The organism is Streptomyces macrosporus, from assembly GCF_039533145.1.
GTDB classification, from domain to species: domain Bacteria; phylum Actinomycetota; class Actinomycetes; order Streptomycetales; family Streptomycetaceae; genus Streptomyces; species Streptomyces macrosporus.
This window is the reverse complement of the sequence record NZ_BAAASZ010000032.1, coordinates 17,067-31,441: the sequence shown is the minus strand read 5'-3', so window position 1 is coordinate 31,441 and position 14,375 is coordinate 17,067. Positions and strand designations below refer to the sequence as shown.

Below are 14,375 nucleotides of genomic sequence, written 5' to 3'. Positions count from 1 at the left end.
CCGCAGGCTCACAGGGCGTCCGGGCCGCGCTCGCCGGTCCGGACCCGTACGACGGTCTCGACGGGGACGCTCCAGACCTTGCCGTCGCCGATCTTCCCCGTGCGGGCGGCCTTGACGATCACGTCGACGAGCTGCTCGGCGTCCTCGTCCTCGACCAGGACCTCGACGCGGACCTTGGGCACCAGGTCGACGGTGTACTCCGCGCCGCGGTACACCTCGGTGTGCCCGCGCTGCCGTCCGTAGCCGCTGGCCTCGGTGACGGTGAGGCCCTGGACGCCGAACGCCCGGAGCGCCTCCTTCACCTCGTCGACCCGGTGCGGCTTGATGACTGCGGTGATGAGCTTCACGCGTCCACCTTCTTGTCGAGCGACGGGGCCGTCGCGCCGGTGTCGTGGGTGCCGGTCGTCCCGGCCGTGCCGCGGGACGCGGGCGAGCCGCCCACCGCGCTGAAGTCGTACGCGGTCTCGGCGTGGTACGCCTGGTCCAGACCGGCGGTCTCGTCGTCCTCGTCGGCGCGGAAGCCGATGGTGACGTCGATCAGCTTGGCCAGGACCCAGGAGACCGCGAAGGAGAAGGCCATCACGGAGAAGGCGCCGATCGCCTGCTTGGTGAACTGCTCGACGCCGCCCACGCCGTCGACGGCCAGGAAGCCGACCAGCAGGGTGCCGACGACACCGCCGACGAGGTGGACGCCGACGACGTCCAGGGAGTCGTCGTAGCCGAGCTTGTACTTCAGGCTGACGGCCCAGGAGCAGACCACACCGGCGACCAGGCCGATGACGAGCGCGCCGACGGCGTTCACGTGCGCGCCGGACGGGGTGATGGCGACCAGGCCGGCGACGGCTCCTGAGGCCGCGCCCAGGGTGGTGAAGGCGCCGTGGCGGATGCGCTCGTAGACCAGCCAGCCCAGGACGGCCGCGGCGGTGGCGACCTGCGTGTTCAGGGCCATGGTGGCGGCGGTGCCGTTGGCGGCCAGCGCGGAGCCGGCGTTGAAGCCGAACCAGCCGAACCACAGCAGGGCGGCGCCCAGGACGACCAGGGGGAGGCTGTGCGGACGCATCGGCTCCTTCTTGAAGCCGATCCGCTTGCCGACCACCAGGACCGCGGCCAGCGCGCCGACACCGGCGTTGATGTGGACGGCGGTGCCGCCGGCGAAGTCGATGACCTCCATCTCGAACAGCCAGCCGCCCGCGGACCAGACCCAGTGGGCGACGGGGAAGTACACGACGGTGGCCCACAGGGCGATGAACACCGCCCAGGCGCTGAACTTCACCCGGTCCGCCAGCGCACCGCTCATCAGGGCGGGCGTGAGGATGGCGAACATCATCTGGAAGAGGACGAAGGCGAAGACCGGGATGCCCTCGTCGCCTCCGGTGAGCGCCTGCGGGTCGATGCCGCTCAGGCCGACGAACTCGAAGCCGCCGATCAGACCTGCGGTGTCGGTGCCGAAGGCGAGCGAGTAGCCGTAGAGCACCCAGAGAACGCTCACGATCCCCAGGGAGACGAAGGACATCATGAGCATGTTGAGGGCGCTCTTGACCCGGACCATGCCGCCGTAGAACAGGGCCAGGCCGGGCGTCATCAACATGACCAGCGCCGCGCTGATCAGTACGAAAGCGGTATCCGCGCCGTTCAATGTGGGCGTCTCCTCGCGTCGCGACCCGTGGGGGCGGATCTGGGGGTCAGGATGGGCCACAGATTTCCCAAGCCCCGTTTCACCCGGCGCCACGCGGTGTTTCGCGACCGTGACGAAGGCTCGCGCCGTGTTACGTCGGGATGAACCCGCGCCCCCGCGGGAACCGACCGGTCCCGCCGCCCCGTCGTCCTCCACCGTGCGTCGCGCCACGCGGACCGGCCGTGACGGCCGTCCCGGTCCCTCGGAGGGCGACGGGACGGCCGTCACGGCCGGACGGCGGCCCGAGTGGGGCCGGGACGGGTCGGGATCAGCCCGCGAGGGCGACCCCGCCCTCCGGCAGTTCGCCGGCGAGCCGCTCGCCCAGGGCGACGACCTCGGCGACGCCCCCGAACTCGCGTGCCGCGGTGGCCACGGTCTTGCGGATGCGGGTGTTGACGCGCTCGGAGCGGAGACGTTTGGCCACGTCCAGGGCCCGGCCGGCCAGGTCGGCGCACTGCTCGGGCTCCCGCTGCAGCAGGTGGACGGTGGCCATCCCGGCGAGGTTGAGCGCGTACGAGCGCTGGTGGCCGCTGCCGTCCTCGCCGCACTCGCGGGCGAACAGCTCCACCGCCTTCTCCATCGCCGGCTGGGCGAGCGAGGCGTAGGTGGGGCTGCGGCCCGCCACATAGGCGAGGTCGCGGTAGGAGTGGGCGTTCTCGGCGTTGAGCTCGGCCTCGGAGAAGAACGCGATCCAGTCCGGGTCGGCGTCGCCGGGGGTGATCTCGGCGAAGGTCTCCTCGGCCATCCGCACCGCCCGGTGGCACTTGTCGGGCCGGCCCATGTTGGCGTACGCGCGCGCCTCCATCGCATACAGCATGGCCTGGGTGCGGGGGGTGGCCCCTTCCCTGCTGCCGTACTGCGCGAGGTGGATCAGCTCCAGCGCGTCCTCGGGGCGGCCCAGGTGGATCATCTGGCGGCCCATGTCGGACAGCACGTACGCGCCCAGCGGGCGGTCGCCGGCCTCCTTGGCCGCGTGCAGGGCGAGGACGAAGTACTTCTGGGCGGTGGGCTGGAGTCCGATGTCGTAGCTCATCCACCCGGCCAGTTCCGCCAGCTCGGCGGTGACCTTGAACAGTCGCCGCCGCACCGGCTCGGGGTGGGAGTCCTGGAGCAGGTCGGTGATCTCGTGGAGCTGTCCCACGACGGCCTTGCGCCGCAGTCCGCCGCCGCACTGGGCGTCCCACTTGCGGAACATCACCACCGTCTGCTCCAGCAGGTCCAGCTCCGGGCCGGACAGCCCGGTCCCGCGCCGCGCGCCGCGCTCCCCGTCGGACGCCGCGGGGACGGACGGGCCCGTGGGGGTGGGCACCAGCCAGCGCTGCATCGGCTCGATCAGGGCGGGTCCGGCGGCCATCGCCAGGGAGGTGCCGAGGAAGCCGCGGCGGGCCAGCATCAGGTCGCTGCGCGAGAACTCGCCGATCATCGCCGCGGTCTGCGGCCCCGTCCAGGGCAGGTCGACGCCGCCGGCGGAGGTCGTCGGGCGGCCGGTGCGCAGCCCCAGGTCCTCCACGGCGACCACGCAGCCGAAGCGCTCGGAGAACAGCTCGGAGAGGATGCGCGGGATCGGCTCGCGGGGCTGTTCGCCGTCCAGCCAGCGGCGCACCCGGGAGGTGTCGGTGCTGACGTGGTGCGCGCCCATCTGCCGCGCGCGGCGGTTCACCTGTCGGGCCAGCTCGCCCTTGGACCAGCCGCTGCGCACGAACCAGGAGGCGAGCCGTTCGTTCGGGCGCTTTCCAGCGGTACCGGTGCCGCCGCTGTTCTCGTTGCCGCCCACTGGAACGCCCCCATCCCGGTCCGTGCGTGTCGTCCGCCCTCCGGCCGCGCGCCTTCGGCGACATACCGGGGATATGGGCACACGCCGGACGTCTTCCGCGTGTTCTCCGTCACTGTGTGAACCGAAAGTAATCCTACGATCACTGGTGTGGCGAGTGAAATTGCAAAACCGCCACCATTCGCCACCCCTTCGAATGAACTCAAGTGGCGCTCCACACGGTTCACTTGACACAAGTGGCCGCGAACGGTTGGAGCGATGCGCACCGGGGGCGCGCGCCGCTCTCCGCACTCCCGCGACGGAACGCGTCGCCGAGCGTGGCGACGCCGGACCGCTACGTAACCAAGAGCGCACGGAACCCGTTGGAGGGGGCATGGGCTTCACAATCGGCAGCATCCGCGAGATCCGGGAGCTGCGGTCCGGCGCCCGGCGCCGCAACCGCGCCTCGGTGTGCACGGCCGTGGCCGAGTACACGGGCCTGTGGGGCTGGGACGTCGTCCCCGGCGCCCGGGCCACGCGCGGCGGCGGCCGTACGGAGTGCTCCTGCGGGGCCCTCGACTGCCCCTCCCCCGGCGCCCATCCCCTCGACGCGTCGCTCACGGTGCCCGCCGGCGCGACCCTGGACGAGGCGACCCGGGCGTGGGAGCGGGTGCCCGGGGCGGCGCTGCTGCTGCCGGTGGGCCGCGCCTTCGACGTCATCGAGGTGTCCGCGGCGGCCGGGCGCCGCGCGCTGGCCCGGCTGGAGCGGATGGGGGTGCCGCTCGGGCCGGTCGCCGTCGCCCCGCACGGCCGCGCCTGGTTCCTCGTGGCCCCCGGCGCCGCCGCCGAGCTGCCCCGTCTGCTGTACCGGATGGGGTGGGACGACGCCGTGCCGGACCTGCGCGGTCTCGGTCCCGGCGACCACATCACCGCGCCCCCCTCCGACCTGGGCGGTCTCGGCCCGGTCCGGTGGCTGCGGCCTCCCACCCTGGAGGCGGCGGGCCGCCCCCCGCAGGCTCGGCTCCTGCTGGGCACCCTGGCGTACGTCTGCCACCGCGAGCCGCCCCACGCCTGAGGCCCCCGCCGCGTCCCGCCCCGGCCCCGCCGCGCCCGTGCCGCACGCGGCGGGGTGCCTGCCGTCCGTCGTCCGTTCCGTCCGGGGCGGTCAGTCGCCGATCAGCGCGTCGACGAACGCCTCCGGCTCGAACGGCGCCAGGTCGTCCGCGCCCTCGCCCAGGCCCACCAGCTTGACCGGGACGTTCAGCTCGCGCTGGACCGCGATGACGATGCCGCCCTTGGCCGTGCCGTCGAGCTTGGTGAGCACGATGCCGGTGATGTCCACCACCTCGGCGAAGACACGGGCCTGGATCAGGCCGTTCTGACCGGTGGTGGCGTCCAGGACGAGCAGGACCTCGTCCACCGGGCCGTGCTTCTCCACCACCCGCTTGACCTTGCCCAGCTCGTCCATCAGGCCGGTCTTGGTGTGCAGGCGCCCCGCGGTGTCGATCAGGACGACGTCCGCGCTCTCGGCGATCCCCTCCTTGACCGCGTCGAAGGCGACCGACGCCGGGTCGCCGCCCTCGGGGCCCCGGACGGTGCGGGCGCCCACGCGCTCGCCCCAGGTCTGGAGCTGGTCGGCGGCGGCGGCGCGGAAGGTGTCGGCGGCGCCGAGCACGACCGACCTGCCGTCGGCGACCAGGACGCGGGCGAGCTTGCCGGTGGTGGTGGTCTTCCCGGTGCCGTTGACGCCGACGACCAGCACCACGCCCGGCCGGACCACGCCCTCGGACGAGACGCCGCCCTCGGTGTGGACCGTGCGGTCCATGTCGGTGCCCACCAGGGCCAGCAGCTCCTCGCGCAGCAGCGTGCGCAGCTCCTCGGGCGTACGGGTGCCCAGCACCCGCACCCGCTCGCGCAGCCGCTCGACCAGTTCCTGGGTGGGGGCGACGCCGACGTCGGCGGTGAGCAGGGTGTCCTCGATCTCCTCCCAGGTGTCCTCGTCGAGGCGGTCGCGGGAGAGCAGGGTGAGCAGGCCGCGGCCCAGGGTGTTCTGGGAGCGCGCCAGACGCTCGCGCAGCCGCACCAGCCGTCCGGCGACGGGGGCCGGGGTCTCGATCTCGGGGGCCTCGGGCGCCTCGGGCGCCTCGGCCACGGTGGCGTCCGTGGCCCCCGACGGCGGCAGGTCGACCTCTTCGATGGTGCGCCGCTGCTCGTCGCTGGGGGTCTCGGCCTCCTCGCCGACCTGCGGCTCGGTCGGGGGCGGCGCGGTGATGGTCGGTGGGGCGGAGCGGTCGAGCGGCGGTGTCTTCTTCCGGCGGGTGGTGGTGACCACGAGCCCGCCGATGGCGGCCACGGCGACCACGGCGATGACTACGGCAAGGATGACGATGTCCATAACGCCCCCAGTATCGGCCACGACCCGGCCGCGGCAGGGGTCCGTCCCGTCCCCGGTGGCGTCGCGCACCGCGCCGGGCGGGCCCGCGCCGCGCGCGGACGGACACCGCCCCGGCGCCGTGGCCGGCGTCCGGGGCGGTGCGTGCGACGGAGGCGCGCGGCGGGATTACCCCATGTCCTCCAGCGTCCTGCCGCGGGTCTCCGGCACCCACTTGAGGACGAACGGGATCGAGAGCGCGGCGAAGACCGTGTAGATGACGTACGCGCCCGACAGGTTCCACTCCGACAGGCTCGGGAAGGTGACGGTGATCAGCCAGTTCGCCACCCACTGCGCGGCCGCGGCGACACCGAGGGCGGCGGCGCGGACGCGGTTGGGGAACATCTCGCCGAGCATCACCCAGACCACCACGCCCCAGGAGAGGGCGAAGAACAGGACGAAGCAGTGCGCGGCGATCAGGGCGACGGTGCCCTGGGTGTCGGGCAGCGTGATGTTCTCGCCGGTACCGCTCTTGTAGGAGAAGGCCCAGGCGGCGGCGCCGAGCGAGAGCGCCATGCCGGTGGAGCCGATCAGGGCGAGCGGCTTGCGGCCGATCCGGTCCACCAGGAGCATCGCGATCACGGTGCCGACGATGTTGATGATCGAGGTGGTGAAGGAGTAGAGGAACGAGCTGCTGGGGTCGATGCCGACCGACTGCCACAGCGAGGCGCTGTAGTAGAAGATCACGTTGATGCCGACCAGCTGCTGGAACAGCGACAGGCCGATGCCCACCCAGACGATCGGCAGCAGGCCGAAGCGGCCGCCCAGCAGGTCGCGCAGGTTCGGCTTGTGCTCGCCGCGCATCCTCGCCTGGATCTCGTCGATCCTGGCGTCCAGGTCGACGCCCGCGGGCTCGACGGCGGCGAGCACCTTCCTGGCCTCGTCCGTCCGCCCCTGGGCGATGAGGTGGCGCGGGGACTCGGGGATGCACAGGGTCAGCAGGCCGTAGAGGACGGCCGGGACGGCCGCGACGCCCAGCATGAGCTGCCACGCCTCGACGCCCAGCAGCTTTCCGCGCTGCTCGCCGTCGGCGAGGTTCAGCAGGCCCCAGTTGACGAGCTGGGAGACGGCGATGCCCAGCACGATCGCGGCCTGCTGGAAGGAGGCGAGCCGGCCGCGGTACTCGGCCGGGGCGACCTCGGCGATGTAGGCGGGGGCGATCACCGAGGCCATGCCGATGGCGACGCCGCCCAGGACGCGCCAGCAGGCCAGGTCCCACAGGGCGAAGGGCAGCATCGAGCCGATGCTGCTGGCGACGAAGAGCACCGCGGCGATCTGCATCACCCGGATGCGGCCAAGCCGGTCGGCGAGCCGGCCCGCGGTGGCGGCGCCGATCGCGGCGCCGATCAGGGCGGCGGCGATGACCTGGGCGAGGGTTCCCGAGCCCACGGCGAATCTGCCGCGGATGCCCTCGACGGCGCCGTTGATCACGGAGCTGTCGTAGCCGAAGAGGAAGCCCCCCATCGCCGCGGCGGCGGCGATGAAGACGACGTGCCTGAGGTGGTGGTGCCGTACGGCCGGGGCGTCCGGCGCATCCGGTCTCACCTGCGCGGTGCTGGTCACGGTTAGTACTCCTGCGGTGCCCGGCGACGGTGCCGGGTGGGGATGCCGAGTGGTGCCGTCTCCGTGGGGCGGAGCGAACCGAACGCCACCCTGTGAAGACAAAAGCAACTTCGCAGAGACTATGCCTTCAATTCTTTTAGTCAATAGGGAGAGCGGGGTGAGAATGAACCCAATACGTGACCGTTATCGTTCGGGATGTGAAGTGAGTGTGAATCGCGGCCCCACCGCGCGGGTCAGCGCAGCCGCTGGCTGACGACCTTCGAGACCCCGTCGCCCTGCATCGAGACGCCGTACAGCGCGTCGGCGACCTCCATGGTCCGCTTCTGGTGCGTGATCACGATGAGCTGGGAGGTCTCCTGCAACTCCTTCATGATCCCGATCAGCCTCTGGAGGTTGGTGTCGTCCAGGGCCGCCTCGACCTCGTCCATGACGTAGAACGGGCTGGGCCGCGCCTTGAAGATCGACACCAGCAGCGCCACGGCCGTCAGCGAGCGCTCCCCGCCCGACAGCAGCGACAGCCGCTTGACCTTCTTGCCCGGCGGCCGGGCCTCGACCTCCACGCCCGTGGTGAGCATGTCGTCCGGATCGGTGAGGATCAGCCGCCCCTCGCCCCCAGGGAAGAGCCGCGAGAAGACGCCCTCGAACTCGCGGGCCGTGTCGTGGTACGCCTCCGTGAAGACCTGCTCGACCCGCCGGTCCACCTCCTTGACGACCTGGAGGAGGTCGGCACGGGTCTTCTTCAGGTCCTCCAGCTGCTCGCTGAGGAACCGGTGCCGCTCCTCCAGCGCCGCGAACTCCTCCAGGGCCAGCGGGTTGACCTTGCCCAACTGCTGGTAGGCGCGCTCGGCCGCCCGCAGCCGCTTCTCCTGCTCGGCGCGGACGAACGGGACCGGCCGGTTGCGCGGATGGTCGGGGTCGTCCGGCAGCACCTCGCCCTCGGCGGGCGGGGAGGGCGGCACGAGCTGGTCGGGGCCGTACTCGCGGACCAGCACCTCCGGCTCCACGCCCAGCTCCTCCAGGGACCTGGTCTCCAGCTGCTCGATCCGCAGCCGCTTCTCGGCCCCCAGCACCTCGCCGCGGTGCACGGAGTCGGTGAGCTTGTCCAGCTCCTCCTTCAGCTCCCGACCCCGCTTGCGCTCCGCGGCCAGCTCCCGCTCGCGCTCGGCCCGGGCGCGCTCGGCGGCCTCCCGCTCCTCCTGGGCCCGTGCCAGGGACACCTCCACGTGCGCCAGCAGTTGCCGGGCGCCGGAGGCGACGGCCGAGGCGACCCGCGCCTCGTGCCGCAGCCGGGCCCGTCGGCGCTCCGCCCGCGCCCGCGCCTCCCTCTCGGCGCGCGCCGCCCGGTCCAGGGCGTCCGCCCGACCGGCCAGCCCCTTGACGCGCTCCTCGTGGGTGCGGACCTGGAGACGGGCCTCCATCTCCGTCTGCCGCGCGTTGGCGCCGTCGGCCGCGAGCCGGTCCCGTACGGAGGTGTCCGGCTCCTCCTCGCCCGGCTGCTCCTCGGCCGCCGCCAGCCGCTCGGCCAGCACCTCGGCCTCCTCCGTCGCCCGCGCCAGCGCCTCCTCGGCACGGGCGACGGCCGCCTCGGCGCGCTCGGCCTCGCCGGCCGCGGCCCGTGCCTGGCCGCCCAGCCGTCCGAGCCGCCCGGCGATCTGCGACTTCTCCCGCTCGGCGGCGCTGCGCCGCGCGCCCAGCTCCTCGACCCGGGCGGCGCACTCCCTGCGCCGTTCGCGGGCCCGCTCCCGCTCCGCGGCCAGTTCCTCGCACCGGCCCTCCAGCTCCGCCAGCTCGGCGTCGGCCTCGTCCACCGAGGCCTGCACCTCCAGCAGCGAGGGCGCTCCCGCGGAGCCGCCCTGGGCGAAGTGGGCGCCGAGCAGATCGCCGTCGGCGGTGACGGCGATCAGGTCCGGATGCGCCGTCACCACGTCCACCGCGTCCTGGAGCGCGTCGACCACCACCGTGTCGCGCAGCAGCCGCCGCAGCGCGGGCAGCAGGGCGTCCGGGCCCGAGACCAGATCCGCGGCCCGTCTCGCCCCGGGCACCTCCGGCGTCTCCCGGGGACCGTCCTCCTCCGGGTGCGGGGCGCCGCCCAGGACCAGGGCCGCACGGCCCGCGTCGTGCTTGCGCAGCAGGCGCAGGGCGTCGGCCGCCGTAGCGGGGCCGTCCACGGCGACGGCATCCGCGGCGGCGCCCAGGGCGGCGGCCACGGGGACCTCGAAGCCGGGGGCGACGGTGAGGAGTTCGGCGGCCGGCCCGAGCAGGCCGGTGAGCCGGTCCCCGGCGTCGAGCAGGACGCCGGTGCCGTCCTTGCGGCGCAGCCCCAGGGCCAGGGCGTCCCGGCGGGCGGAGACCGCGGCGCGCTCGCGCTCGGCGGCGGTCAGCGCCTCGCGGGCCGCGCTCAGCGCCGCCTCGGCCTCGGCCAGCTCCCGTTTGGCCGCCTCGTGCTCCTCGGCCAGCTCGGCGTCGTCTGCGTCGAGGCCGTCCACCTCGGCCCGCAGCGCCTCGTACTCCTCCTGGGCCGCCGCGGCGCGCTCGCGCGCCTCGTCCCGCGCGGCGGCCAGACGGTCGATCTCGGCCTGGGCGGAGGCGGCCCGGCCGCGGGCGGCGGTCACCTGTCCGTGCAGTCGGGCGAGCCCCTCACGGCGGTCGGCGATGGCGCGGGCGACGTCCTTGAGCCTGCGCTCCTCCTCGGCCAGCCGCCGTTCCAGTTCGGCGCGGTGCGCGACGGTGTCCTCCAGCGCCCGGCTCGCCGCCTCCAGCGCGGCGGTCAGCTCCGCCTCCTGCTCCCGGATCCGGGCGGCCTCGCGCTCCATGTCCTCCGGATCGCGTCCCCGGCGTTCCTCGACGGGCTCGGCGGCGGCGCTCCGGACCCGGGCCTCGGCCAGGCTCACGGTGCCGCGGACCCGCTCGGCCAGTTGCGACAGCTCGTACCAGGTCTGCTGTGCCCGCTCCACCCGCGGAGCGAGGTCCTTCAGGCGCTGTTCGAGCTCGGCCTCGCGGCGCAGCGTCTCCCTCAGCTCGCCCTCCACCGCCTCCTTGCGCTCCTTGAGCGCGGCCTCGTCGGCGAGTTCGGCCTCCAGCGCCGCGCGCAGGGTGACCAGGTCGTCGGCGAGCAGCCGCAGTCTGGCGTCGCGCAGGTCGGCCTGGATCACCGCGGCCCTGCGGGCGACGGCCGCCTGCCGACCCAGCGGCTTGAGCTGTCGGCGCAGTTCGTCGGTCAGGTCCTGGACCCGGGCGAGGTTGGCCTGCATCGCGTCCAGCTTCCGCAGCGCCTTCTCCTTGCGCTTGCGGTGCTTGAGGACGCCGGCCGCCTCCTCGATGAAGGCGCGACGGCCCGCGGGGTCGGCGTGCAGGACGGAGTCGAGCCGGCCCTGCCCGACGATGACGTGCATCTCGCGGCCGATGCCGGAGTCGGAGAGCAGCTCCTGGATGTCCAGCAGACGGCAGGTGTCGCCGTTGATCTGGTACTCGCTGCCGCCGTTGCGGAACATGATCCGCGTGATGGTGACCTCGGAGTACTCGATGGGCAGCGCGCCGTCGGAGTTGTCGATGGTGAGGGAGACCTCGGCCCGGCCCAGCGGGGGGCGGCCGGAGGGGCCCGCCGTCCCGGCGAAGATGACGTCCTCCATCTTGCCGCCGCGCAACGACTTGGCACCCTGCTCGCCCATCACCCACGACAGCGCGTCCACCACGTTGGACTTGCCGGAGCCGTTGGGGCCCACCACGCAGGTGATGCCGGGTTCGAACCGCAGTGTCGTGGCCGAGGCGAAGGACTTGAACCCGCGCAGGGTCAGGCTCTTGAGGTGCACGTTGCCGGACTCTACCCCCCGGTGTCGGTTTCACGACCAAAGCGAGTTTCGCCGCTGAACGGGTGGGGCACATCACACGGTAAGCGCCACACTTGCGGGCCGAAACGACGAAGGGACGCCGAAGCGTCCCTTGCAGTTTCCTTCAGCGGTTTGGCGCTGCGATCCTCCTGTACCGGCGGGTCGGTCAGGTGAGCGCAGGCTCCGCCTTGGATACGTCCATGCTGTCCAGCAGCGAGTCGCCGTGCCGTGCCGCGGCGGCCGACAGCGCGTCGTTCTCGGCCTGGATCCGCAGAAGTTCGGATTCCAGGTCCTGGACACGCTGCTGCAGCCGTCGCATCTCGGCGAGGACTCGGGGGTCGGAACCGCCGACGTAACCGAGAAGCGCCTTTGCCATGATGGATGGTCCTCCACACTGAGTGACCGACCGATACGGTGGTGGGTCGTGAGGGATTCGCACCCGCGATCCCTGTTGTGCCTTCATTCTCAAGGCAAAACAGTTGCGGTGCGCGGGGCTTCCAGCGTCTCACCAAAAGGTTTGACGGTCAACACGATCACGCCGCGCGCCCCGGCGGCCATGGCTCGACGGCACTCGAACTGCCGGAGGGCTCGCAGGGGTCCCGGAGGTCATCTGGCGGCAGCCTTGCACGTCACGGCGCGAAAGGCAACCAGTTCGGATCATCGAATGGCGAAACCCTCGTACCCGCCGCGTGGTGTGCCCCACACCTCCGTCACCCCGTCCACTCGCCCCGGCGTGTCACCCGTACGGAGCCACTCCAGCAACTGCTCGCACCGCTCCCGCGTCCCCTCGGCGACCACCTGGACGCGACCGTCGTCGAGGTTGACCGCGAAGCCGTCCAGACCGCCGATCCGCAGCGCGTTGGCCCGCGTGTACCAGCGGAACCCGACCCCCTGCACCCGTCCGCGCACCCAGGCCGTCAACCGCACGGTCTCCCCGGCCGATCCGCTCCCCGTCTCGTCCGTGTCCTCTGCCCTCGTACCCATGCGTCGCACGCTATCCGGACACGGATCCTCCCGGCCCCGTCCCGCGCGCCCCTCGTTGCTCACTTTTCCTCCGTTGGCACCTCCGTACCGTCCGGATGCCGTACAGTCACGCGGCAACGGTCTCACCCTTTCGGGTGACACAAGTGACGCCGATCACGTGAGGACTGCAGCAGATGGGACGCCACAGCCGCGCCAAACCAGCCCCCGCACCGGCCCGCGTCACCCCGGCACGTGGCACGACGGGTGGACGCCATCGCAGCCCACACCGCAAGCGGAGCGCGGTCCCCGTCCGCACCGGGCTCCTGGGCGCCTCGGCGGCGATGGCGATGGGGGCCGTGGCGGTGGCCTCGGGCCTGATCCCCGGCCCGAACGGCACCTACACCATCGGCGGACCCGCCAACTCCTCCGACGTGCAGGCGACCGGGATCCCCGACCTGCAGACCCAGGGTGCCGCGACACCGCCCGTCGGCCGTGAGGACTCCGCCGCCGACCGCGGCGAGGACCGCACCTCCCCTCCCGACGTCGAGCCCTCCCGCGGCTCCGCCAAGCCGGAGAAGACCCCGTCGAAGAAGCCGGAGGAGCCGAGCCCGTCGCGCAGCAGCACGCCTCCGGCCGGCGGGACCGACACCTCCGAGAAGCCCTCCGAGTCGCCGCGGGAGACCCCCTCCCGGAAGCCCACCGCCCCGAACTCCCCCTCGCCGGACGCGGAGACGGCCGCCGAGGCCGAGGTGCTGAGACTGGTCAACCTGGAACGGGCCGAGGCCGGCTGCCGCCCGCTCACCGCCGATCCCGACCTGGCCGAGCTGGCCGGCGAGTTCAGCGAGGCCATGGCCGACCAGGGCTTCTTCTCCCACACCAGCCCCAACGGCGACACCCCCTGGGACCGCGCCGAGGCGGCCGGCATCGACAACCTCGGCGGCGAGAACATAGCCCGCGGCCAGGCCGACGCCGAGTCGGCGATGGAGGCCTGGATGGACAGCCCCGGCCACCGCGCCAACATCCTCAACTGCGACTACCGGACCCTGGGCGTGGGAGTGCACTTCGCCGAGGGCGGCCCGTGGTGGACGCAGAACTTCGGCTTCTGAGGAACCCGCAGGTCAAAGCCCTGATCCGGCCCCTGGGCCGTCACCGGAGCCCACCGGGCCGCCGCACTCCCCGATCGCGGTGCCGGAAGGTGCCGGAAGGAGCCCCGTCGCTCCCGGTCCTCGAGGAGCCGGCGGGTCAGGCCCCGGGACGGACCGGGCGGGGCGGACGCTGGCAGCGGGGGCAGAAGTAACTGGAGCGGTTCATCCAGGGGCGCCGGCGCAGCGGGGTGGCGCAGCGACGGCAGGGCAGGCCCTCACGGCCGTAGGCGTCCAGCGAGCGGTCGAAGTAGCCCGACTCGCCGTTGACGTTGACGTAGAGGCTGTCGAAGCTGGTCCCGCCGACGGCGAGGGCGGCGTTCATCACGTCCCGCACGTGGCCGAGCAGTTCGTCGGTGCGCGGACGGGTCAGGGTGGCGGTGGGACGGTCGTAGTGGAGGCGGGAGCGCCACAGCGCCTCGTCGGCGTAGATGTTGCCGACCCCGCTGATGAGCGACTGGTCGAGCAGGGCGCGCTTGAGGGTGCTGCGGCGGCGGCGCAGGGCGGCGTGGAAGGCCGCGTCGTCGAAGGCCGGGTCCAGCGGGTCGCGGGCGATGTGGGCTATGACGTCGGGCAGGCCGTCGGGGGTGAGCTCGTGGAGCGACAGCCCGCCGAAGGTGCGCTGGTCGACGAAGCGCAGCTCGGTGCCGGCCGTGTCGGCGAAGCGGATGCGGACGCGCAGGTGCTTCTCGTCGGGGGCGTCGTGCGGCTGGACGAGCAGCTGTCCGCTCATGCCCAGATGGGCCAGGACGCAGAGGCCGCCGGCGGTGCCGGTGAGCGGCAGCCACAGGTACTTGCCGCGGCGCAGGGGGGTGCCGACGCGCGCGCCGCGCAGCCGGTCGGCGAAGTCGGCCGCCCCGGCGAGGTGACGGCGGACCGCACGCGGGTGCAGAACCTCCACCTCGGCGACCGTACGGCCGCCGACCCAGCGTTCCAGTCCGCGCCGGACGACCTCCACCTCGGGCAGTTCGGGCAACGACGGCTCCTTGGTCGCGGGGGATCGTGCGATCGACGCGCCCACCCG

Annotated in this window: 11 protein-coding genes; 2 read left to right on the top strand and 9 right to left on the bottom strand. The window is 73.1% G+C overall.

The features are described 5' to 3' along the window. Window positions 1-8 precede the first annotated feature (8 nt). The 3 genes from ABD335_RS23590 to nsdA all read right to left on the bottom strand — a co-directional run bounded on the left by ABD335_RS23590 (window position 9) and on the right by nsdA (window position 3,449). Window positions 9-347, bottom strand: a complete 339-nt coding sequence (locus tag ABD335_RS23590) for a P-II family nitrogen regulator (protein WP_344326943.1) — start codon at window positions 345-347, stop codon at window positions 9-11. Further along, the gene (locus ABD335_RS23585) at window positions 344-1,636 is read right to left on the bottom strand and encodes an ammonium transporter (protein WP_344326941.1); all 1,293 of its coding nucleotides are present in this window, start codon (window positions 1,634-1,636) and stop codon (window positions 344-346) included. Before ABD335_RS23585 ends, ABD335_RS23590 begins: the two co-directional genes overlap by 4 nt. Window positions 1,637-1,943: 307 nt before the next feature. Beyond that, entirely contained in the window at window positions 1,944-3,449 is a 1,506-nt protein-coding gene (gene nsdA / locus ABD335_RS23580; protein WP_344326939.1) for a transcriptional repressor NsdA, read from the bottom strand. A 370-nt stretch (window positions 3,450-3,819) separates the two neighbouring features. On the opposite strand from nsdA, the gene ABD335_RS23575 reads away from it, so the two are divergent. Beyond that, entirely contained in the window at window positions 3,820-4,500 is a 681-nt protein-coding gene (locus ABD335_RS23575) for a bifunctional DNA primase/polymerase (protein ID WP_344326937.1), read from the top strand. Window positions 4,501-4,590: 90 nt separating this feature from the next. Here the strand turns inward: ABD335_RS23575 and ftsY are convergent, their stop codons facing one another. The 5 genes from ftsY to ABD335_RS23550 all read right to left on the bottom strand — a co-directional run bounded on the left by ftsY (window position 4,591) and on the right by ABD335_RS23550 (window position 12,230). After that, window positions 4,591-5,820 (bottom strand): signal recognition particle-docking protein FtsY, encoded by a 1,230-nt coding sequence (gene ftsY / locus ABD335_RS23570; RefSeq protein ID WP_344326936.1) that lies wholly within the window; start codon window positions 5,818-5,820, stop codon window positions 4,591-4,593. Window positions 5,821-5,985: 165 nt separating this feature from the next. Further along, window positions 5,986-7,419, bottom strand: a complete 1,434-nt coding sequence (locus ABD335_RS23565; RefSeq protein ID WP_344326934.1) for a sugar porter family MFS transporter — start codon at window positions 7,417-7,419, stop codon at window positions 5,986-5,988. A 233-nt stretch (window positions 7,420-7,652) separates the two neighbouring features. Then, window positions 7,653-11,228: a chromosome segregation protein SMC gene (smc, locus tag ABD335_RS23560; RefSeq protein ID WP_344326932.1), complete on the bottom strand. Its 3,576-nt coding sequence runs from the start codon at window positions 11,226-11,228 to the stop codon at window positions 7,653-7,655. Between the two features lie 184 nt (window positions 11,229-11,412). Next, window positions 11,413-11,622, bottom strand: a complete 210-nt coding sequence (locus ABD335_RS23555) for a hypothetical protein (RefSeq protein WP_344326930.1) — start codon at window positions 11,620-11,622, stop codon at window positions 11,413-11,415. 281 nt (window positions 11,623-11,903) lie between these two features. Further along, the gene (locus ABD335_RS23550; protein ID WP_344326929.1) at window positions 11,904-12,230 is read right to left on the bottom strand and encodes an acylphosphatase; all 327 of its coding nucleotides are present in this window, start codon (window positions 12,228-12,230) and stop codon (window positions 11,904-11,906) included. Between the two features lie 173 nt (window positions 12,231-12,403). On the opposite strand from ABD335_RS23550, the gene ABD335_RS23545 reads away from it, so the two are divergent. After that, a complete protein-coding gene (locus ABD335_RS23545) occupies window positions 12,404-13,315 on the top strand; it encodes a CAP domain-containing protein (RefSeq protein WP_344326927.1) in 912 nt (303 codons plus the stop codon). Window positions 13,316-13,451: 136 nt separating this feature from the next. Here the strand turns inward: ABD335_RS23545 and mutM are convergent, their stop codons facing one another. Then, window positions 13,452-14,327, bottom strand: a complete 876-nt coding sequence (mutM, locus tag ABD335_RS23540) for a bifunctional DNA-formamidopyrimidine glycosylase/DNA-(apurinic or apyrimidinic site) lyase (protein WP_344326925.1) — start codon at window positions 14,325-14,327, stop codon at window positions 13,452-13,454. Window positions 14,328-14,375 lie beyond the last annotated feature (48 nt).

Bases quoted from the DNA above. Each gene is read 5' to 3' on its own strand.
- ABD335_RS23575 (WP_344326937.1), top strand. From the start codon at position 3,820: ATGGGCTTCACAATCGGCAGCATCCGCGAGATCCGGGAGCTGCGGTCC.
- ftsY (WP_344326936.1), bottom strand. From the start codon at position 5,820: ATGGACATCGTCATCCTTGCCGTAGTCATCGCCGTGGTCGCCGTGGCC.
- ABD335_RS23555 (WP_344326930.1), bottom strand. From the start codon at position 11,622: ATGGCAAAGGCGCTTCTCGGTTACGTCGGCGGTTCCGACCCCCGAGTC.
- ABD335_RS23550 (WP_344326929.1), bottom strand. From the start codon at position 12,230: ATGGGTACGAGGGCAGAGGACACGGACGAGACGGGGAGCGGATCGGCC.
- ABD335_RS23545 (WP_344326927.1), top strand. From the start codon at position 12,404: ATGGGACGCCACAGCCGCGCCAAACCAGCCCCCGCACCGGCCCGCGTC.